The following is a 23,121-nucleotide window of genomic DNA, read 5'->3' on the forward strand; positions in this document are numbered from 1 at the left end:
GTTTCAGGCCGGTCGAGCGGTCTTGAGGGGCGGCACGTGTACGTGCCCGGCGCGGGCTTCGGGGGGCGATTGGTACATGCCGAGGATGGGCAGGAAGGCGCCTGCTGCCGCTCCGGTGGTTCGGCGGCCGGGGTGGAGGGAGCAGCTCGTGTCGTTGTTGACGCTGACGAAAGTGTCCCGCGGTCCGGCCGGCGCGCCTGCGACTTCCTCCGCCATGCGCGCACCGCCTTCCTGGGACTCCCGTCCGCGCCATCCTCACCCCACCGGCCTCGCCCCGCCACCCGCGACCGGCCACTGTCGACACGGTCGAGCGTGGGCATCCGGCAGGACACCGATCCGGGCCCGGTCCAGGCAGACCATGTCGTGAGAGGTATTCGCAGGGACCCCCACCCGCCACGCCGTCTCCCTACGCCGGCCACGACAGCGGGTTGGCGCAAGCCTTCCACCTGCACTCGGACCAACTGCGCCTCACAGCGCAACCGAAACCTGCACCAAGACCTGCACCAAACCGTGCTGGAGGGCGTCCCTGTTCACGAGATCGGGCCGCGAACGGCGACCACCGAGTGCGTCACGAACGCCGACTCCGCCACCTGACCGAACCGCACAGTGACTTTGTGTGAACACATATCGCCCGACAGTGCATCCACACTCATGACGATCCTGGGTCGATCCTGTGCATCTTTGCAGGCCGCGACAGAGAATTCGGACGAGGCCACCCATCTCGCTGTCCGGTCCATCCCGGCCCCGTGATAACACGTAGTAATCACATTCGAGGAGGCTACGACCGCATGGGTATCTTCAGCCGTCGCCAGGGCGCGACCATCGAGCCGACGCCTGCTGCCGGCCCCCGTACGCCCTTCCCGGGCGCCGAGACCACCGGCGCCGCGCTCGACCCCGCCCTTCGCGCACTGACCGGGCAATGGACCATCGACCGCCCGCACAGCCGCATCGGCTTCTCCGTACGCCATGCCATGGTCACCACCGTGCGCGGCGCCTTCGCCGACTACGACAGCACCCTGTACTTCGACGGAGCCCGCCCCTCCCAATCCCGGGCCGAAATCACCATCCGGGTGGCCAGCGTAGACACCGGCGTCGAACAGCGCGACGCCCACCTCATCGGCGCCGACTTCTTCGACGCCCGCCGCTACCCGGAAATGACCTTCCGCAGCACCTCCGCCACCCACGAGGGCGGAGAGACCTTCCGCATGACGGGTGACCTGACCATCCGCCAGGTCACCCGCCCCGTCGAACTCCAACTCGACTACCTCGGCTCCGTAGTCGACCCCTTCGGCTACGAACGAGCCGGCTTCGACGCCACCACCACCATCGACCGCACCCAATGGGGCCTCGTCTACAACCAACGCCTCGAAGCCGGCGGCACCATGGTGAGTGAGAAGGTCCGGCTGCAGTTCGACATCTCCGCGATCCGCTCCACCCCCATCGCATAGCTGCACCACGCTGCACACCAGGCCCCCGCTCCCCCGCCACGAAGGTGGGAGGGCGACAGCCCTGAGGACCGTGGGCTCGACCGACTGCCAGGCGGTCGCGCCTTCCTGAACGGCCCCGCAGTCATCGGCGCCCTGGGAGGAACGCCGCCGCCCGCGCATGGGGGAGGTGGGTCGGCGTGCACGCTGGGGAACTTCGCGTGGGCATTGGCCAGTATGCCGACTTCCAGACCGGGCTTCTCGACGGCTGGCTTACCCGTGAGCTTGGCCCGTACGGAAGAGACGGCCAGTGACCCTTGCGCGGGACCAGGGGGCGCGGGACGCATCCGGAGGCTTGACGCGTGTTCACCAGCTGATTCCGGCCGCCACCGGCCGGTGGTCGCTGCCGGTGGCCGGCAGCACCCAGGAGCTGTTCGGCTCCACGCCGCGGACCAGGATCTGGTCGATCCGCGTCACCGGGAACGTCGCCGGCCAGCTGAAGCCGAAGCCGTCCCCGGCCGCGTCCTGCGCCGAGCGCATCTGCGAGGTGACGCCGGCGAACGCGCGGTCGTCCGTAGTGCCGTTCAGGTCGCCGAGCAGCACCACCCGCTCGTTCGGCTCGGCGGCGATGGCCTCGCCGAGCGCCTTCGCGTTTCTGTCGCGCGAGTCCGTCCAGAAGCCCGCCCTGGGATTCACCCGCACCGACCCCAGGTGGGCCACATACACCGCCAGCGGACCCTGGTCCGTGGCCACCGTGGTCCGCAGTGCCCGGTTGTAGGCCAGCTTGACGTCGGCCGGCTTGGTGGCCGCCAGCGGCCCGACGTCCGTCTTGATGTCAACCGGCCGGGTGTCCGACAGCGGCAGCTTGCTCCACAGCCCGACCGTGCCCTGCACCGTGTGGTGCGGGTACGCCTTCGCCAGCTCCTTCTCGTACGTGCCGCGAGCCTGCGGGGTCAGCTCCTCCAGCGCCAGCACGTCCGCACCGGAGGCGGCCAGGTCGCGGGCGGTGCCGGCCGGGTCGGGGTTGTCTGCGCCGACGTTGTGGCTGACCACCATGAGGTCGCTGCCCGGGTGGGACTTGTCGCTGAGCAGGCCGCCGAAGAGGTTCAGCCACACCATGACCGGCAGCAGCAGCGCGACCACCGCGGAGGTGGAGCGGCGCCACAGCGCCCCGGCCAGCAGCACCGGGATGAACAACCCGAACCACGGAAGAGAGGTCTCCACCAGGCTGCCGAGGTTCCCGATCCGGTTCGGGATCTTCGCGTGCAGCAGCATGAACAGGCCCAGCAGCAGCGCCAGCGCCGCGAGGACCGGGCCGCGCTTCCACGGCCCCGGGCGGGCGCCGATGCGGATCGCGCCGCGGATGCGCGCGCGCCACGTACCGGAGCCGGTGTCCCGGCGGCCGGCACTGCCCTGTCCGGTCTCCGCCGTGTCCACCTGCGCCATCGTCTGTCCTCGCTCACTGCCGGTCACTGCTGCATCCTCGGGTCCTGGGTGGGGTCGGCATACATACGCGGGCAACCGTGATCGATTGCTTCGGGGCGTAGTTCGTAGTGCCAGGGTTCATTCTTGTGGATCGGGCACAGCCCGAACTCGGCACCATGCTCGGAGAGCCACGTCGTCGCATCGGAGTGCCCGAGGTCGACCGCGTCCCCCGACACGTGAGGAGACGTCGCCGCGGTGGCGATCCATCGGGCGGCCTCGACCTCGGACCCGTACTTGGAGACCGCCTCACGAAGAAGCTGATTTTGGTATTCCGGGGCACGCCGGCCGCTGTTGACGTAGAACTCGACCCCGTCGTCCGCGACATCCGTCGCAGCCCGGCGGAGGGCCTTGAGGAGATCTGGATCGAGGTCGGCCACAGCCGGAATCGCGTCGTCGAAGACCGTCACGCCGTCAGGGACAACCCCGCCGGCCTTGCCGAGCGCACCGTGTTTCTCACGACGCGGAGCCTTCGAGGGCGGTGCGGCCGAGGAGGACGACGGTGGTGCGGCCGACGAGGAATTCCACGGCTGGTAGCGGAGGGCTGCGGTGATCGCTGCTATGACGACCACCGGGCCGACGACAAGGAACCGGCGAATCCGGCGGGTCGTTGTTCCTGCTGGTGGTGGGGGGGCGAGTCATGCTGCCAGTCAAGGCAGCGTCGTGTTGTGGGCACGTATGCGGTTTTCGATACGCCGATGATATGTGCCGGCTCGTAGCATCAATAACATGCGTGTGTTGATCGTCGAGGACGAACCCTTCATGGCAGAAGCCATCCGCGATGGCCTACGCCTGGAAGCGATCGCGGCCGACATCGCAGGCGACGGCGACACCGCTCTGGAACTGCTGAACATCAACGACTACGACATCGCCGTCCTCGACCGCGACATCCCCGGACCTTCCGGTGACGAGATCGCCCAAAGCATCGTCGACTCCGGCAGCGGCATGCCGATCCTCATGCTCACGGCGGCCGACCGTCTCGACGACAAGGCCTCCGGGTTCGAACTCGGCGCCGACGACTACCTCACGAAGCCTTTCGAACTCCGAGAACTCGCGCTCCGGCTCAGAGCGCTCAACCGCAGACGTGCCCACAACAGACCTCCCGTACGAGAGATCGCAGGTCTGCGGCTGGACCCGTTCCGCAGAGAGGTCTACCGGGACGGCCGCTACGTCGCGCTGACCAGGAAGCAGTTCGCCGTGCTCGAAGTCCTCGTCGCTGCCGAAGGCGGTGTCGTCAGCGCCGAAGAACTCCTGGAGCGGGCATGGGACGCGAACGCCGACCCGTTCACCAACGCAGTGCGCATCACCGTCTCGGCTCTGCGCAAGCGTCTCGGCGAGCCCTGGATCATCGCCACCGTGCCAGGCGTCGGCTACCGCATCGGCACACCACCAGAGGCCGGACACGAGGGAGGAGACCGTGGATAGAGCCCCTGGGCTGAGCGTTCGCCTCAAACTCACCCTGAGCTACGCCGGATTCCTCATGGTTGCCGGCTCCCTTCTGCTCCTTGCGGTGTGGGTCTACCTGAATCGTGTGGTCCACCCCGGGCTCATCATCGTGCCCGACTACCGCTACGCCGTTCTGCGCACCTTCGCCCCAACGGCAGCCGCAGTTCTGGCGTTCCTGCTGGTGTTCGGTCTCCTGGGAGGGTGGATCCTCGCCGGCCGAATGCTCGCCCCTCTGACCCGGATCACCGACGCCACCCGCCTGGCCACGAACGGATCACTCTCCCACCGGATCCGGCTACCGGGCCGCAATGACGAGTTCCGCGAACTCGCCGACGCCTTCGACACGATGCTCGCCCAGCTCGAAGCACACGTCGCAGAACAGCGGAGATTCGCCGCCAACGCCTCTCACGAGCTGCGCACCCCGCTGGCGATCTCGAAGGCCCTTCTCGACGTGGCCCGCACCGATCCGAACCACGACACCGCCGAACTCATCGACCGCCTCCACGTCGTCAACACCCGAGCCATCGATCTCACTGAAGCATTGCTCCTGCTCAGCCGCGCCGACCAGAGGTCCTTCAGCCGCGAACCAGTCGACCTGTCCCTCATGGCGGAAGAAGCCACCGAAACCCTTCTCCCCCTCGCGGAAAAGCACGGCGTCACCATCGAGACCCGCGGCGACATCACCCCCACGATCGGATCGCCGGCACTCCTGCTGCAGCTGACCACGAACCTCGTGCACAACGCGATCGTCCACAACCTGCCTGAACAGGGCACCGTGTGGGTCAACACCAGCGTCCGTCCCAGGACTGTGGTGCTCACTGTCGAAAACACCGGCGCGACGCTCACCCCACAGCTGGCCTCGACGCTCACCGAACCGTTCCAGCGCGGCACCGAGCGCATGCGCACCGACCACGCGGGCGTCGGCCTCGGCCTGGCAATCGTCAAAACCATCACCCAGGCACACGACGGAACACTCACCCTCACCCCACGTTCAGGCGGCGGGATGCGCGTCACTGTGGAACTACCCGCGCCGGCCCCGGCCCCGCGCACCGGCAGGTAGCGGATCTGGGAGTTGTTGCGCCGCCCCAACAGCGGATTCCGTCGGCACGGGAGGACTCCGTGCGTTCCTGGTCGCGGGCTGTCCACTTCGACGTGTCGCGGGAGGTCCGGGTGAACTCGTCGCTGAACACCAGTGCTGTGCCGCGCGGGCCGTGCTGCCAAGGGGCTCGACCCCGACCGGTGTGGCGGGGTCGTCCAGTGAGGGTCGGGCATGGGACTTGGCCGGAGTGATTGCGAGCATCGCGCTCAGGCCCAGCGCGATCGCGGTAGCGGACACCGCTCTGAATCGGCGGCCGTTGTGTGGGTAGCCGGCGTGACGTGGTGCCGTTCCATCGCTCTCCTGACATCGCTTTCGGAAGTGGAGGCTGCCGGTCATCCAGCCAAGACTGGCCGGGGAGTTCGTCATGACGGATGTGACAGAGGGCGCGAGAGGTCGGGCCGGTGGTCGTCACGCGGCTTTTGGAGCGTCCGTCTCTCCGCTTGAAGATGCTCGTATACCGAAAGTGCGTCGGATTTAATCCGCAGGTCCCCGACTAGAGCTGCCCGATGCGGACTTGGGGATCCGGGGTTCAGTGCGTGGACGTCGCCGGCGCGTCGCGGCGGCGTCCAGGCCGTCAGTCAGGCAGCGGCTCGGCGAAGTGCCGGAAACCACTGCGCTCGGTGTGCATGGCGTACAGGCGCTCGGCCAGCGCGTCGGGGCTGGAGTGCTCGGCGTCGGGACGGATCGCACCGGGGATGATCAGCTGGGCGGCGTGGATGCCCTCCGGGGCGAGCGCGTCGTGGAGCATGTGTGCGTAGGCGCTCTCGGCGGCGAACGCGATCGAGGTGCCGGCCCGCTCCGGGTGCGGGCGCACGGCGCTGCCGCCGTTGACGAAGAGCAGGGTGCCGCGGCCGAGCGCCCGCATGCCGGGCAGGACCGCATTGACGCAGGTGACCGGGCCGTTGACGGAGAAGCCCAGTGGGGCGTCGAGGTCGTCGGCGCCGGTGTCGAGGACCGGCTTCATGAAGTCGGCGCGGGGCACCGGGCTGTACTGCAGGATCTCGATCGGTCCGAGAGTCTCGGAGGCGGCCTCAAGGGCCGTGGTGAGGGAGCCGGGGTCGAGGACGTCTGCGGTGAAACCGCGGGCGGGAACGCCGTCACGGCTCAGTTCGGCCGTCAGAGCGTCCAGGTGCTCGACGTTGCGGGAGATGAGCGCGACGCTGTGGCTTGCGGTTCCGAAACGGCGGGCGGTGGCCAGCCCCAGGCCGGAGCCTGCGCCGACAAGAGCGAACGTGGTCACGGTGAGTAGTCCTTCGCGAGGGAGGTCACGGGGCCGGGCCGTAGGGGCCCGGCCCCGTATGTCGGGAGGTGCGGGTCAGGGCGTGAGGAGGGCCTTGATGGCGCGGCGCTCGTCCATCGCCTGGTAGCCCTCGGCGACCTGGTCCAGAGGCAGGGTGAGGTCGAAGACCTTGCCCGGGTTGATCCGGCCGGTCAGGACGCGGTCGATGAGGTCGGGCAGGTAGCGGCGCACGGGGGCGGGGCCGCCGCGCAGGCCGACGTGGGAGAAGAACAGCTCCTGCCCGTCGATGGCCACCTCGTGGGGGACGCCGACGAAGCCGACGTTGCCGCCGGCACCGCCGATTGCAGGGCCTGCCGCATGGCTTCGGCGGTGCCGACGCACTCCAGGACCGAGTCGGCGCCGATCCCCCCGGTGAGGTCCTTGACGCGGGCGATGCCTTCGTCGCCGCGCTCGGCGACGATGTCGGTGGCGCCGAATTCGCGCGCCAGGTTCTGGCGGGGCTCATGGCGATGATCCGCTCAGCGCCCAGTTCCTTGGCGGCGATCACGCCACACAGGCCGACCGCCCCGTCGCCGACGACCACGGCGGTGGAGCCGGGCGTCACCTCGGCGGCCTCCGCGGCATACCAGCCGGTTCCCATCACGTCGGAGACAGCGAGCAGGCCGGGCAGGAACTCATCGGCCGGGTGCTCGTCGGTGGCGACCAGGGTGCCGTGAGCGTTGGGGATGCGGACGTAGTCGGCCTGGCAGGTGGACATGAACTCGCGGTGCAGGCAGTTGGACTGGAAGCCGTTCCGGCAGTTGGCGCAGGTGTTGTCCGAGGTGGCGAAGGAGCCGACGACGAACTGGCCGGGCTTGACCGAGGTGACCTCACTGCCGACCTCCTCGACGAAGCCTCCAGCAGCCGGGCGGGCCCGCGCACGTTCAGGTAGGTCTCCTGCTGCCCGGCGAAGCTCGCTTCCGGTAGATCCTCGGCCGTGGCGCTGCTGCGCACGGCAACCTCGGGTTCGTCCCGCCCCTGCTCACGGGCGAGTTGCTCGTAGGCCGAGACGATTTCGGTGCACAACTCCGCCGGCAGCGGCTCGGCGAGGATCATCGCTCGGATCGCCACCGCCACCTCTTCCAGCGCCGCCGCTTCGTGGAGCCGTCCGAGTTGCTCGTCGATGCGCCCGCGCAGCCCGTGGCCGCCCAGCAGCTCTCCGTACGCGTATGCCGTCGTGGCGAACCCGGGCGGCACCCGCACACCTCCGGCGGCCAGGTGGGCTGTCATCTCTCCCAGGGAGGCGTTCTTGCCGCCCACACGGCCGACGTCCTGACGGCCGAGTTCCGCGAACGGGATGACGCGTCGAGTGGTGGCCATGACGTCCTCCGTCGTACGTGAGGTGATGACGTGCTCAGTAAGGCAGTGGGCGGCCGGACGGGGTGCGCAGGTCCAGCGGGGCGGGCCGGTGAGGCTGCTTCGGCCGGGCCTGGATCCGAATGCGGTGCATCGTCCTCACCTCTTGACGGGCGGAATCCCGAGCAGTGTCCGGATTCCACGATCACGCCACGCGGTGCCCTGGTTGCAGTGCCGAGGGGGCAGGAGGAAGGGGCCGAGTGGGCCGTACCAGGGAGGGACCGATCGGCCCATACCCCCGGAGCGTGGCGGCCGCGCTTCCTGCGCTGCGGAGCTGATGACACCCCCTGCGGTTCTCCTCCAGCCCGCCGCTTCCCACCTGAACCACCGCATCAGCAAGGAGATCGTGTCGGTCGCGCAACGCACCGGTCGAGGTATCGCCGTCGAGGGACTCGACGGGATCCGGGACCGGGTACGGCTTCGACGCGACCAGCGCGGCACGCTCTCCTCCTGGCCCTTCCACCAGCTCGGCAGCTCGGCCGGCACCTCGCCTACAAAGCGAGACAGGCCGGGGTGGCCTCCCTGGAAGTGGACGCGTGCCATACCTCGCAGCGCTGCCCGCGCCGCCACCACACCGAGAAGGCCAAACGACTCGGGACCACCTTTGTTGTCGTCGGTGCGGTCTCGCTCACCCCGCCGACGTCGTCGCCGGGGTGAGCGTGCGCGACCGCGCACGCTCGGTGTGGGCATTTGTCACCATGCCCGTCCCCACCCCCACGTAACTACGCATGGGTAGGGAGATGCGACCCGTGACCGTCCCGTCGTAGGGGCGGTCGGGAGCTCGACAAGGTGTGAACGATGCGGAGCGATCGCTCGGTCGTTCAGGGCCGAGAAGGTGACGGCCCCTCCCCAGCGGTACCGTCCTGGCACAGATCCGGAAATGCCTTGTCCAGCCCGGCCTCGTCCACGGCGGCGTCGGCCGCTGCCGACTCCAACAGCCCGCTCGGCCCGCCGGCCACCTTGTTCGGCGGCACGAGCAGTTCCACTCGGTCACCTGCCCGCTGCGGCCACCCCACGCCGACCACAGCCCCGCACCACTCGGCCAGCCCGCTCGGCTCGACGGCATACGCGGCACTCATACGACCTGTCTGTCCCCCACCCTCCTGTGTGCGCCCACCGACCCGACGACTCCAACGCCTCCTCGGTGGGCCGTGGATGTGCACCCGGGCCGAAAGGACCCCGGTCGGGACCGTGCGGCCCGTGGTGCCGGGGGCTCGGCGCGCCCACCCTGGGAGCAGTGCAATGAAGGGAGCCAGCGTGATGACAACCGCCACCACCATGAACGCGGCCCTCCCCGCCGGACACCGCGAACGACTGATGCAATTCGCCCGTGAGGTCTCCTTCGAGGCCGGGGCCCGCTTGTTCGAGGAGGGCAGGCGAGCCGACCACTTCTGGATCGTGCGAACCGGCACCGTAGCTCTGGACGTGCACGTGCCGGACCTGCGGCCCGCCGTCGTCGAAACGCTCGGGCACGGCGAACTGGTCGGCTGGTCCTGGCACTTCCCGCCGTACATCTGGCACCTGGGCGCCGAGGCGATGAGCCCGGTGCGGGCCTGGGAGTTCGATGCCGAGGCCGTGCGGGCGGCGTGCGCCGAGGACCCCGAGTTCGGCCGGGTGATCGCTGTCTGGGTCGGGCTCGTGGTCGCCGACCGGCTGCACGCCTCCCGAATCCGGCTGCTCGACCTCTACGCCCCTCACGGCAGCGGTGGTCTGGCATGACCGCAGTGTCCCGACGTCGCCGGCGTTCCGAGGAGGAGAACATGGACACCAGCCCTCACCGTGTGAGTGACGTGATGACGCCCGCCGTCGTCGCCGTGGGCCGCAAGACCCGGTTCAAGGACCTCGTCGAACGCATGGAGCAGTGGAAGGTCAGCGCCGTACCCGTGCTGGAGGGCGATGGCCGGGTGATCGGGGTGGTGTCCGAGGCCGATCTGCTGCCCAAGGAGGAGTTCCGGGACAGCGATCCGGACCGGTACACCCAGTTGCATCGCCTGGCCGACATGGCGAAGGCCGGGGCGGTGTACGCCGAGGAGCTGATGAGTACGCCGGCCGTCACCGTCCACGCGGACGCCACGCTCGCAGAGGCGGCCCGCATCATGGCGCTCCGGCACGTCAAGCGGCTGCCCGTGGTGAATTCCGAGGGGGTACTCGAAGGCGTTGTCAGCCGTGGCGATCTACTGAAGGTGTTCCTGCGCCCGGACAACGACCTCGCCGACGAGATACGGCGGGACGTCCTCGACGTCCTGTTCCCGGCCCCGGTCGAGCCCGTGCACATCGCCGTGGTCGACGGCGTCGCGACCCTGACCGGACGGGTCCAGGACGCCACGCGCATTCCGCTCGCCGCGCGCCTGGTGCGAGGCGTCGAGGGCATCGTGGGCGTGGACTGCCAACTCACCGCATCCGACGAGGCATGAAGCGGCGCGGCGAACGTCTGCCGCCCGCCCGAAATCGACGGTCGATGCACGCTGGCGGTCCGGACCACCGGCAGCCCTCGACCATGGGCGACAGCCGTGGCATCGTTGCCTCCCTTTTGTACCGACGACCCTGAGTCAGGGCGTGACGGCCCGGCCGGTGCCCGGGAGGTCGGGGTCGAGGTCCGGGTGGCGGGGCATGCCGACCAGCGCGCATTGCACGGACACCACACCCGGCACGGCCCGTGCGAGGCGAGTGGCAAGTGGGATGAGAGCGGTTTCGTGGACCCGGCCGGCAAGCGTGACGACACCGTCGTGGACCTCGACCCCGATCGCTGCCGTATGGGTGCCGAAGAGCCGAACGACGACATCGCGCCGCACCTCCTCGACGATGGCATCGTCGTCCCGCAGGAAGACCTTGAGCAGGTCGGAGCGGCTGACGATGCCCTCCAGGGTCCCATCGCCGCCGACGACCGGCAGCCGCTTGACCTGGTTGCGTGCCATGACGCGTGCGGCGTGGGCAAGGGTGGCGTCGGGCGCCACGGTGACGGCAGGGGCGGTCATCAGCTCCCCCGCAGTCAAAGCGTCCGCCTTGCGGACATCCGCGAGATCCTGCACCTGCCCGTAGCGGCCGACATCTCCTCCGCTGTATTCCTCCTTGGGCAGCAGATCGGCCTCGGAGACAACGCCGACGACATGTGCGGCGTCATCCAGCACCGGGAGCGCGCTCACCCGCCACTCGCGTATGGCCTTGACTATGTCCTTGAAGGCCGCGCCTGACTGCAGTGCGACGACCCGGTGCGTCATCACGTCGTTCACAAGGGTCGGAGTGCCGTTCATGGCATCCTCCAGGGCTCGGGTGCCGTCTCGGACACCTTCAGGCTGCGGCCTCGGACCCGTCCTGGGCATGGGCCGAGTGGGCCCGACACACTCGACCGCCGGCCCTGCCTCAAGCGCGACCGGCTCCCACTGACACCGCCCACGTCGGCCGCCTGAAACCGTACGGCCCGACCGAGGGGCCAGGTGGCCCCTGGTCAGCCCTCTCTCACCGGCACAGGCTGGAATCGGCAGGACCGACGCAGACCTTACGGAGTCATCATGTACGGCACCCCGCACATCGTCAGCGATGTCATGACCCACACGGTTGCCGCCGTCGGCCGACGGGCCGCCTTCAAGGAGATCGTGCAGCTGATGCAGGACTGGCAGATCAGCGCCCTCCCTGTGATCGAGGGCGAGGGACGAGTGGTCGGCGTGGTCTCCGAGGCCGACCTGCTGCCCAAGGAGGAACTCAGGGACAACCCCGACGCTGCCTACCTCCAGATGCGTCAGCCGGTCGACGTGGCGAAGGCCGACGCTCTCAGCGCAGGGGACCTCATGTCCTCCCCCGCCGTCACGATCGGTGCCGACGCCACGCTCGCCGAGGCCGCGCGCACCATGGCACGAGAAGGGGTCAAGCGGATGCCCGTGGTGGACGACGTAGGCATGCTGGCGGGCGTCGTCAGCCGGGCTGACCTGCTCAAGGTCTTCCTGCGCGGGGACGACAAGATCGCCGAGGAGGTCCGGCGCGAGATCGTGGCCTCCCACTTCCCGCCTCCGTCGGTCATTCAAGTAGAGGTGCACGACGGAGTGGCCACCCTGACGGGCCGCATCCACGACACCGCCATGGTCCCCATCGCAGCGCGCCTGGTGCGGTCCGTCGAAGGAGTCGTCGACGTGCAGTTCGACCTCGCGCGCGAAAACGCTCAGTAGCCGGCGGCGATAACCATGTCCGACGTCACCACCACCGATCTCTACGAAGTGACCATGGCCCTGTCCTACCTTCGCGAGGACATGCGGGCCCCGGCCACCTTCAGCCTCTTCGTCCGCGACCTTCCACCTGGCCGGGGCTTCCTGGTCGCGGCGGGCCTGGAGCCCGCACTGGACTTCCTCTCCGAATACCGCGTCGAACGCGAAGACGTCGAAGAGTTCGCCGCCGCGTTGCACCGCCCGGTGCGGGACCTGGAACCTCTCCTCGGCCTCGCCTTCGACGGTGAGGTACGAGCCGTACCCGAAGGCCACGCGATATTCGCCGGCGAGCCGTTGCTCGAGGTGACCGCGTCACTCCCGCAGGCCCAGCTCGTCGAGACCTACCTGCTCAACCAGCTCTGCCACCAGACGGTGGTGGCATCCAAAGCGGCGCGCTGCGTCCTGGCGGCCGCCGGACGGCCGGTGGTGGACTTCGCTCTGCGCCGCACGCACGGCCCTTGGGCGGGCAGGCAGGCGGCCCGTCTTGGAGCCATGGTCGGCTTTGCGGGAACCAGCAACGTGGCCGCGGCCACATCCCTCGGCATCCCGGCTTCAGGGACCATGGCGCACTCCTACATCGAGACCTTCGAAAGTGAAGACGAGGCGTTCCGAGCCTTCGCGCGCTGCCACCCCGGCCCCCTCACCTTCCTCGTGGACACCTACGACACCGAGGCGGGCGTAAGGGTCGCGGCTCGTGTTCTGAACGACCTTCGGCGCGGCCCCGGCTGCGCGATCCGCCTGGACAGCGGCGACCTCGGCGCCCTCTCGCGCCGGTCACGAGCCATCCTGGACGATGCCGGACTACCCGACGTGCGCATCGTGGCCAGCGGCGGGCTCGACGAGTACGGCGTGGCCCGACTCGTGGACGCTGGTGCCCCGATCGACGTGTTCGCGGTGGGCACCCGCGTCGGCGTCGCCGCGGACGCCCCGTACCTGGACTCCGCATACAAGCTCGTCGAGTACGACGGCCACCCCGTGATGAAGCTGTCCCCGGCGAAGGTCACGGCCCCGGGCCGTAAACAGGTCTACCGGCGCGCCGGGCAACCGGACGTCGTCGCTCTGTCGTGGGAGGAACCACCGGACTCGGCACGGCCACTGCTGCGCACGGTGATGCGTGGCGGTCGGCGAACGGGACCGCCGGACCGCTGGCAGGACGCGCGCGAACGGTTCCCCGAGGACATCGACGCGCTGCCGGCGTCGGCCCGGCGGATCCACGACCCCGAACCGGTGACCGCAAACCGGTCCAGGGCACTGCAGGAACTCACCATGAGGGTCCGCTCGGACATTGAGGCCAGGATTCCCTCAAGAAGCGTCGCCGCGCCGCCGCAGCAAGGGGGTGAGGCAGCAGTGACCACGCCCGCATCCACGCGGGAAAGCGACCTTGCGGCGCCGAGGACCGACCCGACGCCGAGCGGCACCACCGTGTACGCCCGTACGGGCGACGAGATCGTCGTACGCGGCACCACGGCCGGGGTTGTCACGCGGGACGGCGAAGTCGTCGGCGTTCACCACCGCGACGGCAGCCCGCCCTACGACGTGCGCTGGGCAGAGGATGGGCGGGTGACCCTGTACTTTCCCGGGCCGGATGCCTATGTCCGCCACCTGACGCATGAGCCGGTCTCCAGGGACACGGTCACCGACGTGCCGTCGGCTCCCGTCACACCTCAGGCGGGGGACGGCCATGTCCGGTCCGAGTGAACACCGGCCGATTCTCGTCGTATTGCCCTGCATGAGCGTCGCCGGACCGTCATGAAAGCCGCTCACGCAAGTGAACGGGAAGGCCGTATGGGCCCGAGTCCGGCCCATACGGCCCTGCCACGCTGCGGCATGCGGAGCACAAGCTGGAAGCGGAATGCGGACCGAGGTGCTCGGCCGGTGATCTGCTGCTGGTACGGCAGTCTCCCCGGCCGCGGTCGGCACACCCGGCATTGAAGGCAAGCGGGTGTCCGGGGAGAGCCAGGTCCCGGTGTCCGTACGGAAGCGGAGTCGTAGCCAGTTGGGGAGGTTGACCATGTCTTCGTTCTCGACCCTGCGGCCGGCCACGTCCGAGGTGAGCCGGTTGTAGCAGCCGGCTGCGTACGTGCCCGGGTAGTGGACGGCGTCGGCGGCGCATTCCGGTGCTGCTCCGCGGGTCGCGAAATAGCCGTTGCCGAGGGTGCACAGCGACTCACGCAGCCGTTCCTGGGCGGGATCGTAGCCCTCGTACTCCAGCGTCCAGTCCCGCATCGTCAGCCCTCCCCCAGCAGTTCGCCGAGGTCGTCGACCACCAGATCCGCGCCGTGCTTCAGCAGCGCGCCCCGGGTGTCGGGGGTGCGAGCGCGGTCCACCCCCACGACCAGGCCGAAGCCGCCGCGCCGTCCGGCCTCGACTCCGGCCAGTGCGTCTTCGACGACGGCGGCCCGTCGAGCGGGGACGCCCAAGCGGCGCGCCGCCTCCAGGAAGAGCGCGGGATCGGGTTTCCCCAGCAGGGCAAGTCGTCCTGCCTCCGTTCCGTCCACCAGGACGTCGAAGAGGTCGCGCACGCCCGCGCGCTCGAGGAGTTCCCCGGCGTGCCGGGAGGCCGAGGCGGCGGCCAGCGGCATCCCGGCGGACCGCAGGGTCCGCACCAGCCGGACCGTGCCCGGACAGGCGTCGATGCCCTCGGCGCGCAGCCGCTCGGTGAAGAGCACTTCCTTGTGGGCGGCGACGGCCTGGATCTCCGTATCGGACGGGTGGAACCCCCGGGCACGGAGGAACGCGGCGGCTCCGTCGAGGCGTGATTTGCCGTCGACGTACCGCAGATAGTCGTCGCTCATGTCGCAGGGCGCCTGTCCCTGCGGGTCCCGGGCGTGGAGGAAGCTGTCGAAGGCCGTCTTCCACGTGGCGGCGTGCACCCGGGCGGAGTCCGTGACGACACCGTCGGTGTCGAAGACCACGGCTGTCGTACCTCGCAACGCACGGGGTACGGCGGCCGTTCCTCTCCGTTCAGCACTCATCGTTCGCCGGCCATCGCGTTGGCATTGTGCCGGGCGTCGTGTCCGTCATCGCGGTGAACTCCTTCGCAGGGAAGAGGCCTTATGCGCTCCAGGCCCAGTCGGCGACCTCGGGCAGGTCGGTTCCGTGCTCGCGGATCCATGCGTGGTGCCGGGTGCGGGCGTCGGCCATGCGCTGGCGTACGGCGGCGGCCCGGACCCCGAGGCCGGGAACGCGGTCGATGACGTCCATCACCAGGCGGTAGCGGTCCAAGTCATTGCGGACGACCATGTCGAACGGCGTCGTGGTCGTGCCCATTTCCTTGTAGCCGCGGACATGGAGGTTGCCGTGTCCGGTGCGGCGGTAGGCGAGACGGTGGATCAGCCAGGGGTAGCCGTGATAGGCGAAGATCACGGGCTTGTCCGTCGTGAACAGCCCGTCGTACTCGTAGTCGCTCATCCCGTGGGGATGTTCCTCGCGGGGCAGAAGACGGGTCATGTCGACCACGTTGACGACCCGGACGGCCAGTTCGGGCAGGTGGCGCCGCAGCAGGTCGGACGCCGCCAGGATCTCCTGGGTGGGGACGTCGCCCGCGCAGGCGAGGACGACATCGGGTTCGCGTTCCCCGTCGGCGGACCCCGCCCAGTCCCAGATTCCGGCGCCGCGGGCGCAGTGGGCGCGGGCCTGGTCCATGGAGAGCCAGTCGAAGCAGGGCTGTTTGCCCGCGACGACGACGTTGACGTAGTCACGGCTGCGCAGGACATGGTCCGCGACGGACAGCAGCGTGTTGGCGTCGGGCGGCAGGTACACCCGTACGACCTCGGGGCTCTTGTTGAGGACGTGATCCACGAAGCCGGGGTCCTGGTGCGAGAACCCGTTGTGGTCCTGCCGCCAGACGTGCGAGGTCAGCAGGTAGTTGAGGGAGGCGATCGGGGCGCGCCACTTCAGTGCCCGAGAGGTCCTGAGCCACTTGATGTGCTGGTTCACCATCGAGTCGACGATGTGGACGAACGCCTCGTAGCACGAGAACAGTCCGTGCCGGCCGGTGAGGAGGTAACCCTCCAGCCAGCCCTGACAGAGGTGTTCGGAGAGGATCTCCATGACGCGGCCGTGTCGGTCCAGGTGCTCGTCCACCGGGAGGGTCTGGGCCTGCCAGGCTTTGCCACTGGCCTGGTAGACGGCGTCCAGTCGGTTGGAGGCGGTCTCGTCGGGCCCGACCAGGCGGAAGTCACGGCGGCCGGAGGTGTCCTCCATGATCCGTTCGAGGAGGCTGCCCAGGACGCGGGTGGGTTCGTGCTGGGTGGCGCCCGGCTTGTCTACGGGGACGGCGAAGCCGTCGAGGGGCGGGATCGGCAGATCGCGTACGAGACGGCCGCCGTTGGCGTGCAACGTGGCACCGAGGCGGTGGTCCCCCTCGGGAACGCACGCAAGGACGTCCGCGCTGGGCCGCCCCGCTGAGTCGAAGAGTTCCTCGGGGTGGTAGGAGCGCAGCCAGGCCTCCAACTGCCGCAGGTGATCCGGGTTTTCGCGTACGCCGGCCAGGGGGACCTGGTGGGCCCGCCAAGTCCCCTCGACGGGCACGCCGTCGACCTCGGCGGGTCCCGTCCAGCCCTTCGGCGTACGCAGCACGATCACGGGCCAGCGCACCCGCTCGGCCACGCCGCCCTCGCGGGCCGTGCGCTGCATCAGCTCGATGCGGTCCAGCGCCCGGTCGAGGGCGCCGGCCATCGCGCGGTGAACCTCGTGCGGGTCGTCGCCGGTCACATGGATCGGCTCGTGCCCGTATCCCCGCAACAGCTCGTCGAGTTCGGGCTCGGGGATGCGGGACAGTACGGTCGGGTTGGCGATCTTGTAGCCGTTGAGATGGAGGATCGGCAGGACGGCGCCGTCGTGGACCGGGTCGAGGAACTTGTTCGAGTGCCAGGACGCGGCGAGCGGACCGGTCTCCGCCTCCCCGTCGCCGATCACGCAGGCGACCAGCAGGTTCGGATTGTCGAAGGCGGCGCCATAGGCGTGAGCGAGTGAGTAGCCGAGTTCACCGCCTTCGTGGATCGACCCGGGCGTCTCGGGCGCCACGTGGCTGGGCACGCCGCCCGGGAACGAGAACTGCCTGAAGAGGCGCTCCATGCCCGTCGCGTCACGCGTGACGTCCGCGTAGGTCTCGCTGTAGCTGCCCTCCAGCCAGGAGTTCGCGAGGACCGCGGGACCGCCGTGGCCCGGTCCCCACACGCACAGCGCTTCGAGGTCACGGGCTTTGATGACGCGGTTGAGGTGGGTGTGGACGAGGTTGAGGCCGGGCGACGTTCCCCAGTGGCCGAGCAGGCGCGGCTTGATGTGGGCGGGTGTCAGGGGCTCGGCGAGCAGCGGATTGGCCATGAGGTAGATCTGGCCGACGGCAACGTAGTTCGCGGCCCGCCAGTGGGCGTCCAGGGTGCGTAGTTCGTCGTCGGTCAGTACCGTGCTGTCCTGGTGTTCGACCTTGGGCATGGTGGCTCCGTAAGTCATCGGGGCAAGTCATCGGGCGGAGGAGGCGGCATGGCCGGCGAGAAGACCGCGAAGGTGCCGCGCGCGGCATACGAACAGGAGCTGCTGCGTCTTCAGACGGAGCTGGTGAAGCTTCAGGAGTGGGTGCGCACCGAGGGCGCCCGGCTGGTGGTCGTCTTCGAAGGGCGGGACGCGGCAGGCAAGGGCGGCACCATCAAGCGGGTCTCCGAACACCTCAACCCTCGCGTCGCCCGGACCGTGGCGCTGCCCAAGCCGACCGAGCGCGAACGCGGCCAGTGGTACTTCCAGCGTTACGTCGAGCAGCTGCCGGCTGCCGGGGAGATCGCGTTGTTCGACCGGAGCTGGTACAACCGCGCCGGTGTCGAGCATGTGATGGGCTTCTGCACCAAGGAGGAGTACCAACTTTTCCTCCGCCAATGCCCCGTCTTCGAGCGCATGCTCATCGAGGACGGCGTCCTGCTGCGCAAGTACTGGTTCTCGGTGAGCGACGCCGTTCAGCAGGAGCGCTTCAGCCGCCGGCTGGAGGATCCGACGCGGCGATGGAAGCTTTCCCCGATGGATCTTGAGTCGATCACCCGTTGGGAGGCCTACTCCCGGGCCAAGGACCAGATGCTGGTGCACACCGACACCTCGGACGCGCCGTGGTTCGTGGTGGAGAGTGATGACAAGCGCAGGGCGCGACTGAACATGATCGCCCACCTCTTGGACTCCGTGCCCTACCACGAGGTGCCCCCTCCGGTGCTCGAGCTGCCGCCCCGGCCCCCGTCGACCGGCTACGAACGCCCACCGCGTGACCTGCAGACATACGTCCCCGACCACGCGGCGGGTCTCTGAGCCGGCCACGCGCTCAGCCCCACTGCGGAACGACTGCGACGGGACAACGCGAATGGTGCAGGGCCGTGTGCGCGACCTGACCGAGCTGAAGACCGAGGTGGCCCCGGCGCCGCAAGGCACCGACAACCAGCAGGTCGGCCCGCATCGAGGCATCCAGCAGCACCCTGCGGGCGGGCCCCTCGGCAGTCCGTCGACGCACTTCCACCGACGGGTACTCCGCCGCGAACTCGCTCAGCGCCGACTCCAGGATCTCCACCGCCCGCTCCTCGTGCAAACGGGCGGGTTCTCCCGCAAGCAGCGGGTGCTCGACCGACTCGTACGCCGGGCAGCGCCAGGCCCGCACCGCGTCGAGAGTGGCTCCACGGCGTTGTGCCTCCTGGAAGGCGAAGCGCACGGCCTCCGAGTTCTGCTGCTCCTCGCCGACTCCGAGAGCGATCGTGTGCAGCATCCCGGTCCTGGCCTGGTTGTCGTGACTGCCGCGCAGCACGAACACGGGGCAGTCGGCGCGGGCGGCCACCGCGAGGCAGACCGAGCCGAGCAGCAGCTCGGCGACACCACTGCGGCCACGCGATCCGAGGACCAGGGCACAGGCATTCCGCCCCTCGTGCAGGAGAGCACTGACCGCATCTTCGGGCAGCACCTCGGTGGCGACCTTCAGACCGCTGTCACGGTGGTGGGCACGCCGCGCCGCGGTATCAAGAATGTCGTCGGCCAGCACCTGTTCCGAAGACCTGCCGAGGGTCTCGGCGAGCGCCGCTCCCTCATAGCGCTCCCACAGCGACGCGTACACCAGCCGCAGCGGCACCCCACGCAGGACGGCCTCGTCCGCCGCCCAGTCCACCGCGCGCATGCTCGACTCGGAGCCGTCGACACCCACGACCAGGGGGAGCTCCACGGCCTTCACCTACCTTCACCGTCGTTTTCGGAGTCGGTCAGCGCCACGACGCAAGCCCACACCGGCGCTGTTCTCACCAGAATCACTTCTCCCAGGTGATCACTCATGGGGAACCACCGCGACAGGGGCGGTCGCATGGTGCAGTACGGCGTGGGTGACCGGCCCGATGTGGGTGCCGAGCACAGAGCGGGGACCACGACGGCCCACAACCACAAGGGAGGCATTGCGAAAGGCCTCGACCAGGTCGTCGGGCGCCTTCCGGACCGGGAGTCTTCGGTGACCTTCACTGTCGCGAAATTCTGCCGCCAGGGGCGCAGCACCTCAGTCACCGCGGCAGCCTCCTCGTCCAAGAGCCGTGCGCTCGCCACGAGGTCGGCAGCCAGACCGCAGGCGATGTAGAGCGGCAGATCCCAGCTGCGGACAACATGGAGGGACTTGCCTGGCAGACGGGCCTCCTACGGCCAGGGGTCCGGCTCCCGGACGAGGACGACCCTCAGCGGCGAACCGCGCAGAGATCCTCATCACGTATGGCGCTGACGGCTCGAGGTCACATGCGTACGTATTGCTCGGTGTCCTCGGCGAAGTCCTTGAGCGCTTGGTCAGTCAGCGTGGGGCGGGTCTGCGCAATAGCCTGGAGGTAGTCCTCTGTGCTGGGCGGTGTGCCTTTCCCATGGGCGACTTCGCGTTCGAAGGCGGTCTGCGCGCCCTTGCGTGCCGCGAACTCGATGTCGGCCGGTGTGAACATCTCGCTGGCTTCCACCAGGCGTTGCAGGTCGACATCGGCCGCAGCAGGGCGGAGATAGCGCTGCCAGACCGCCGTCCGGGCCACCGGATCCGGAGGGCCGACGGGGATGACGTAGTCGAAGCGGCCCGGCCGTAGGAACGCTGGGTCGAGGGAGCGGATGGAGTTCGTGGCGCAGATCAGAAGCCGGTCATCGTGGTCGCGGAAGCCGGGTATCAGCTTGAGGAGTTCATTGGTAACTCCGTGACCGGGGTCGACGGCCGTGCCGGACCGGACGGAGGCGATCTCCTCGACCTCGTCGATGAAGAGGATCACCGTCTCCAGTTCGGCCAGATCGGTGAACGCCTCGCGGAGCGAGGTCGCCAGTCCTCCCTCCCTCGATGATGCGAGCCTGGAGGGGAAGAGTTCCACGAAGGGCCACTCCAGCCGGGAGGCGACCCCTTTGGCGAAACTGGTCTTGCCGGTGCCCGGAGGCCCGAAGAGGATGACCGCTTTCGGCGGCATCACTCCGTACTGCTCGGCGAGCGCGGGCTGGGCCAGCGGCAGCACGATCCGCCGCCTCGAACGTATCGGACGAGCTGCCCACGAACAGTCCGCCGGCAAGAGCGGGAGCGGCGGCCTCTGTGTGATCGGCCGCCGCCCGCATGGTCAGCGCTTGTGGTAGGGCTGCTGGACTCGGCCCTTGACGGAGGTGCCCGTCGGGTCGAGGTTCTTGAACTGGTCGGTGTAGGAGCCCACCGAGATGCCTCGTACCTTTTGGGACTGGGCCAGTTGCTGGAACGAAGCGGTCTTGGACGCCGTGGTGAGGATCCGGATCGCGCTGCGCTGCAGGTCGCCCAGCCGCATCGTGTAGGCGCTGGCCGCAGCGTAGTTGCCGGTCAGGGTGACGGTGTAGGAGGTCACGGGGCTGGTCGAGTCCCCTGGCGTGCTGTGCTGCACGTCCGAGACCGTGACAGCAGCCTTCTGGGTCGCGGTCAGGGCGGAGGAGGCGAGCAGGTCCTGCACGGCCTGGTAGGCGTCGTCGACCGAGGTGAACTTCGGGTGAGCCGTGTAGGTCTGGTTGTTGATCGCATCGATCGTCATGGTACCGGACAGCGGGGTCTTCGACAGGTCCGTCGTGCCGTCGACGGTGGAGGAGACAGTGGTGCTGCCGCCGGCTGCCAGGGTGAGTCCGCCGAGCTGGAAGGTGTAGCTGGTGGAGCCGGTGCTCCGTACCGTCTTGGTGTAGGCGGGCAGGCCGTGGACGTCGACGGTCGGTGCGGCCTTGACGGTGGCGTTGACGATGTCGGAGGGCCTGCCGCCGGGCTCTATGAGGTCGTTGCCGGAATACATGGTGTTGGTGGCGCCGTGCGCTCCGCCCCAGTCGGTCATGACGGTGCCCTTGAAGCCCCATTCGCCGCGTAGCACGTCGGTGAGCAGGTCGTAGTTGCCGGAGGCGTAGGTGCCGTTGACCTTGTTGTACGAGCTCATGACGGACATGGGCTGGGCGGCCTTGACGGCGATCTCGAAGCCCTTGAGCTCGATCTCGCGCAGCGCCCGCTCGCCGACCACGTCGTTGCCGGAGTTGCGGGCGGTCTCCTGGTTGTTCGCGGCGAAGTGCTTGATGGTCACCCCACGCCCGGGTTGCTCTGGACGCCCTCGGTGGTGGCCGCGGCGGTGAGTCCGGATATCAGGGGGTCTTCGGAGTAGTACTCGAAATTGCGGCCGTTCAGAGGGTCGCGGTGGATGTTCATTCCGGGTGCCAGCCAGAGGGAGACCCCGTATTCGTTCATCTCCTTGCCGACGGCGGTGCCGACCTTGTCGACCAGGTCACGGTCCCAGGTCTGGGCCAGGAGGGTGCCGATGGGCCAGGCGGTGCCGTACTGGTAGGTGGGCGGGGTCGTGGCGATCTGCTGGGTGAGGCGCAGTCCCGCGGGTCCGTCGGACAGTGTCATGCTCGGGATACCGAGGTCCTCGTGGGCTCCGGTGGTGTATCCGGCGGCTCCGACGGCTGACGGGGTGGCGCCTCCGACGCTGGAGCCTTCCACGATGTCGGCGAGCTGCTTCACCGTGAGTCCGGCGACGAACTGCTCGATCGAGGTCCTGCCCTTGGCCACATCGTAAAGGGTGCTGCTGGAGCTGGTCTTGACGTGCGTGACCTTCTCTCCGGTCTTGGGTGCGTAGGGGGCGCCAGTTCCCTCCCAGTCCTTCTCGTCGCGGTCGAGATAGACGGTGGTGGAGGAGATCTTGTCCCCGTCGAGGGCGTAGTAGGGCGAGGTCGAGTCGACGGTGACGTCCTGCTCGCCGTCGGAGGCGTCGTTCTCGGTGCGGAACGAGCGGGGGTCCAGGTTGATGCGCCGGGCGTGGGCGATCTCCCTCTTCTCGTCGACGTAGGTGTAGAAGTCCGCTGGCTTGCTGGTGAGTTCGCTCGCGGGCTTCTGGTCGTTCAGCTCGTTGTGGTCCTGTTCGGTCACGACGGGCTTGGCGAGGTTCAGGTTGGCGGCGACGTGGGTGTTGCGGGACGAGTTGCCGACGCGGACGAGGTAGTCACCGGCGTCGAGGACCCATGCGGCTCGGGATTCGCTGTAGGAGGCCAACGAGGAGGTGTTGAAGGTGACCGTCACGGTCTGCGAGGCGCCGGGCGCCAGGTCGTCCGTCTTCGCGTAGCCGGCGAGCTGCTGGTAGGCCTTGTCCGCGCCGGTCTGCGGGGCGGAGACGTAGACCTGCACGGTCTCCTTGCCGCTGTAACGGTGCCCGGTGTTGGTGACCTTGGCGGTGACCGACACCTGCTTGGCGCTCGCGGTCACCTTCTGCGCCTGGATGCTGAAGTCGGTGTAGGAACCGCCGTAGCCGAAGGGGTAGTTGACTACGGAAGCGGGGTCGCTCTTGTTGATCGAGCGGTAGAAGGAATCGAAGTAGCGGTATCCGACGT

General features: G+C 68.8%; 21 protein-coding genes and 5 pseudogenes. 10 read left to right on the top strand and 16 right to left on the bottom strand.

Annotated elements, in window-relative coordinates:
* Positions 1–3: 3 nt before the first annotated feature.
* A complete protein-coding gene (locus OG456_RS40705) occupies positions 4–216 on the bottom strand; it encodes a hypothetical protein (RefSeq protein WP_266570110.1) in 213 nt (70 codons plus the stop codon).
* 572 nt (positions 217–788) lie between these two features.
* On the opposite strand from OG456_RS40705, the gene OG456_RS40710 reads away from it, so the two are divergent.
* Entirely contained in the window at positions 789–1,448 is a 660-nt protein-coding gene (locus OG456_RS40710; RefSeq protein WP_266570111.1) for a YceI family protein, read from the top strand.
* 342 nt (positions 1,449–1,790) lie between these two features.
* On the opposite strand, the gene OG456_RS40715 is transcribed toward OG456_RS40710, so the two are convergent.
* Positions 1,791–2,870: an endonuclease/exonuclease/phosphatase family protein gene (locus tag OG456_RS40715; RefSeq protein WP_266570112.1), complete on the bottom strand. Its 1,080-nt coding sequence runs from the start codon at positions 2,868–2,870 to the stop codon at positions 1,791–1,793.
* Between the two features lie 23 nt (positions 2,871–2,893).
* Positions 2,894–3,478 carry a M15 family metallopeptidase gene (locus tag OG456_RS40720; RefSeq protein WP_266570113.1) on the bottom strand — a complete coding sequence of 195 codons (585 nt, stop codon included), beginning with the start codon at positions 3,476–3,478 and terminating at the stop codon, positions 2,894–2,896.
* Positions 3,479–3,635: 157 nt separating this feature from the next.
* On the opposite strand from OG456_RS40720, the gene OG456_RS40725 reads away from it, so the two are divergent.
* Together OG456_RS40725 and OG456_RS40730 are read left to right on the top strand one after the other, a co-directional pair.
* Positions 3,636–4,331 carry a response regulator transcription factor gene (locus OG456_RS40725; RefSeq protein WP_266570114.1) on the top strand — a complete coding sequence of 232 codons (696 nt, stop codon included), beginning with the start codon at positions 3,636–3,638 and terminating at the stop codon, positions 4,329–4,331.
* Complete coding sequence (locus tag OG456_RS40730) at positions 4,324–5,412, top strand: HAMP domain-containing sensor histidine kinase (protein WP_266570115.1); 1,089 nt, start codon at positions 4,324–4,326, stop codon at positions 5,410–5,412. Before OG456_RS40725 ends, OG456_RS40730 begins: the two co-directional genes overlap by 8 nt.
* A 613-nt stretch (positions 5,413–6,025) precedes the next feature.
* On the opposite strand, the gene OG456_RS40735 is transcribed toward OG456_RS40730, so the two are convergent.
* The 3 genes and pseudogenes from OG456_RS40735 to OG456_RS40745 form a co-directional block, all read right to left on the bottom strand.
* Positions 6,026–6,691 carry an SDR family oxidoreductase gene (locus OG456_RS40735; RefSeq protein ID WP_266570116.1) on the bottom strand — a complete coding sequence of 222 codons (666 nt, stop codon included), beginning with the start codon at positions 6,689–6,691 and terminating at the stop codon, positions 6,026–6,028.
* 75 nt (positions 6,692–6,766) lie between these two features.
* Positions 6,767–7,586: pseudogene (locus tag OG456_RS40740) on the bottom strand (zinc-binding dehydrogenase); the annotation flags it as partial.
* A gap of 50 nt (positions 7,587–7,636) precedes the next feature.
* A pseudogene (locus OG456_RS40745) lies at positions 7,637–8,050 on the bottom strand (PEP/pyruvate-binding domain-containing protein); the annotation flags it as partial.
* Positions 8,051–8,614: 564 nt separating this feature from the next.
* Here OG456_RS40745 and OG456_RS40750 point away from each other — a divergent pair.
* Positions 8,615–8,743, top strand: coding sequence for a hypothetical protein (locus OG456_RS40750; protein ID WP_266570754.1), 129 nt, complete (start codon positions 8,615–8,617; stop codon positions 8,741–8,743).
* 164 nt (positions 8,744–8,907) lie between these two features.
* On the opposite strand, the gene OG456_RS40755 is transcribed toward OG456_RS40750, so the two are convergent.
* Positions 8,908–9,165: a hypothetical protein gene (locus tag OG456_RS40755; protein ID WP_266570117.1), complete on the bottom strand. Its 258-nt coding sequence runs from the start codon at positions 9,163–9,165 to the stop codon at positions 8,908–8,910.
* 181 nt (positions 9,166–9,346) lie between these two features.
* Here OG456_RS40755 and OG456_RS40760 point away from each other — a divergent pair, with 181 nt between their 5' ends.
* Positions 9,347–9,805 carry a Crp/Fnr family transcriptional regulator gene (locus tag OG456_RS40760; protein ID WP_266570118.1) on the top strand — a complete coding sequence of 153 codons (459 nt, stop codon included), beginning with the start codon at positions 9,347–9,349 and terminating at the stop codon, positions 9,803–9,805.
* Positions 9,806–9,846: 41 nt separating this feature from the next.
* The gene (locus OG456_RS40765) at positions 9,847–10,500 is read left to right on the top strand and encodes a CBS domain-containing protein (RefSeq protein WP_266570119.1); all 654 of its coding nucleotides are present in this window, start codon (positions 9,847–9,849) and stop codon (positions 10,498–10,500) included.
* A gap of 135 nt (positions 10,501–10,635) precedes the next feature.
* On the opposite strand, the gene OG456_RS40770 is transcribed toward OG456_RS40765, so the two are convergent.
* Entirely contained in the window at positions 10,636–11,337 is a 702-nt protein-coding gene (locus OG456_RS40770; protein ID WP_266570120.1) for a CBS domain-containing protein, read from the bottom strand.
* Between the two features lie 258 nt (positions 11,338–11,595).
* Between OG456_RS40770 and OG456_RS40775 the strand changes: the two genes are divergently transcribed.
* From OG456_RS40775 to OG456_RS40785, 3 genes and pseudogenes are all read left to right on the top strand, one after another.
* A complete protein-coding gene (locus OG456_RS40775) occupies positions 11,596–12,246 on the top strand; it encodes a CBS domain-containing protein (RefSeq protein ID WP_266570121.1) in 651 nt (216 codons plus the stop codon).
* Between the two features lie 15 nt (positions 12,247–12,261).
* Positions 12,262–13,578, top strand: a pseudogene (locus OG456_RS40780) (nicotinate phosphoribosyltransferase); the annotation flags it as partial.
* A 126-nt stretch (positions 13,579–13,704) separates the two neighbouring features.
* Positions 13,705–13,980: a DUF1918 domain-containing protein gene (locus OG456_RS40785; protein WP_266570755.1), complete on the top strand. Its 276-nt coding sequence runs from the start codon at positions 13,705–13,707 to the stop codon at positions 13,978–13,980.
* A gap of 243 nt (positions 13,981–14,223) precedes the next feature.
* On the opposite strand, the pseudogene OG456_RS40790 reads toward OG456_RS40785, so the two are convergent.
* The 3 genes and pseudogenes from OG456_RS40790 to OG456_RS40800 form a co-directional block, all read right to left on the bottom strand.
* Positions 14,224–14,508: pseudogene (locus OG456_RS40790) on the bottom strand (glycoside hydrolase family 65 protein); the annotation flags it as partial.
* A gap of 2 nt (positions 14,509–14,510) precedes the next feature.
* Positions 14,511–15,257, bottom strand: a complete 747-nt coding sequence (locus OG456_RS40795) for an HAD family phosphatase (protein WP_266570122.1) — start codon at positions 15,255–15,257, stop codon at positions 14,511–14,513.
* Positions 15,258–15,336: 79 nt separating this feature from the next.
* Positions 15,337–17,721: a phosphoketolase gene (locus OG456_RS40800; RefSeq protein ID WP_266570123.1), complete on the bottom strand. Its 2,385-nt coding sequence runs from the start codon at positions 17,719–17,721 to the stop codon at positions 15,337–15,339.
* Between the two features lie 48 nt (positions 17,722–17,769).
* Here OG456_RS40800 and ppk2 point away from each other — a divergent pair, with 48 nt between their 5' ends.
* Positions 17,770–18,573, top strand: coding sequence for a polyphosphate kinase 2 (ppk2, locus tag OG456_RS40805; protein ID WP_266570124.1), 804 nt, complete (start codon positions 17,770–17,772; stop codon positions 18,571–18,573).
* A 13-nt stretch (positions 18,574–18,586) separates the two neighbouring features.
* On the opposite strand, the gene OG456_RS40810 is transcribed toward ppk2, so the two are convergent.
* The 5 genes and pseudogenes from OG456_RS40810 to OG456_RS40830 all read right to left on the bottom strand — a co-directional run bounded on the left by OG456_RS40810 (position 18,587) and on the right by OG456_RS40830 (position 22,996).
* A complete protein-coding gene (locus OG456_RS40810) occupies positions 18,587–19,468 on the bottom strand; it encodes a universal stress protein (protein WP_266570125.1) in 882 nt (293 codons plus the stop codon).
* Between the two features lie 99 nt (positions 19,469–19,567).
* A complete protein-coding gene (locus tag OG456_RS40815; protein WP_323136442.1) occupies positions 19,568–19,681 on the bottom strand; it encodes a universal stress protein in 114 nt (37 codons plus the stop codon).
* A 334-nt stretch (positions 19,682–20,015) separates the two neighbouring features.
* Positions 20,016–20,768: pseudogene (locus OG456_RS40820) on the bottom strand (ATP-binding protein); the annotation flags it as partial.
* Positions 20,769–20,858: 90 nt separating this feature from the next.
* On the bottom strand, positions 20,859–21,821 hold the full coding sequence (locus OG456_RS40825; protein WP_266570126.1) for a glycoside hydrolase family 3 N-terminal domain-containing protein: 963 nt from the start codon (positions 21,819–21,821) through the stop codon (positions 20,859–20,861).
* The gene (locus OG456_RS40830) at positions 21,818–22,996 is read right to left on the bottom strand and encodes a fibronectin type III-like domain-contianing protein (protein WP_266570127.1); all 1,179 of its coding nucleotides are present in this window, start codon (positions 22,994–22,996) and stop codon (positions 21,818–21,820) included. Before OG456_RS40830 ends, OG456_RS40825 begins: the two co-directional genes overlap by 4 nt.
* Between the last annotated feature and the right edge of the window lie 125 nt (positions 22,997–23,121).

This window comes from Streptomyces sp. NBC_01446, from assembly GCF_026340095.1.
Lineage (GTDB): Bacteria > Actinomycetota > Actinomycetes > Streptomycetales > Streptomycetaceae > Streptomyces > Streptomyces aureus.

What these genes read in the sequence shown, in the direction of transcription:
- OG456_RS40705 (WP_266570110.1), bottom strand. Translation starts at nt 216, where the DNA reads ATGGCGGAGGAAGTCGCAGGCGCGCCGGCCGGACCGCGGGACACTTTC.
- OG456_RS40710 (WP_266570111.1), top strand. Translation starts at nt 789, where the DNA reads ATGGGTATCTTCAGCCGTCGCCAGGGCGCGACCATCGAGCCGACGCCT.
- OG456_RS40715 (WP_266570112.1), bottom strand. Translation starts at nt 2,870, where the DNA reads ATGGCGCAGGTGGACACGGCGGAGACCGGACAGGGCAGTGCCGGCCGC.
- OG456_RS40725 (WP_266570114.1), top strand. Translation starts at nt 3,636, where the DNA reads ATGCGTGTGTTGATCGTCGAGGACGAACCCTTCATGGCAGAAGCCATC.
- OG456_RS40755 (WP_266570117.1), bottom strand. Translation starts at nt 9,165, where the DNA reads ATGAGTGCCGCGTATGCCGTCGAGCCGAGCGGGCTGGCCGAGTGGTGC.
- OG456_RS40760 (WP_266570118.1), top strand. Translation starts at nt 9,347, where the DNA reads ATGACAACCGCCACCACCATGAACGCGGCCCTCCCCGCCGGACACCGC.
- OG456_RS40765 (WP_266570119.1), top strand. Translation starts at nt 9,847, where the DNA reads ATGGACACCAGCCCTCACCGTGTGAGTGACGTGATGACGCCCGCCGTC.
- OG456_RS40770 (WP_266570120.1), bottom strand. Translation starts at nt 11,337, where the DNA reads ATGAACGGCACTCCGACCCTTGTGAACGACGTGATGACGCACCGGGTC.
- OG456_RS40775 (WP_266570121.1), top strand. Translation starts at nt 11,596, where the DNA reads ATGTACGGCACCCCGCACATCGTCAGCGATGTCATGACCCACACGGTT.
- OG456_RS40795 (WP_266570122.1), bottom strand. Translation starts at nt 15,257, where the DNA reads ATGAGTGCTGAACGGAGAGGAACGGCCGCCGTACCCCGTGCGTTGCGA.
- OG456_RS40800 (WP_266570123.1), bottom strand. Translation starts at nt 17,721, where the DNA reads ATGCCCAAGGTCGAACACCAGGACAGCACGGTACTGACCGACGACGAA.
- ppk2 (WP_266570124.1), top strand. Translation starts at nt 17,770, where the DNA reads ATGGCCGGCGAGAAGACCGCGAAGGTGCCGCGCGCGGCATACGAACAG.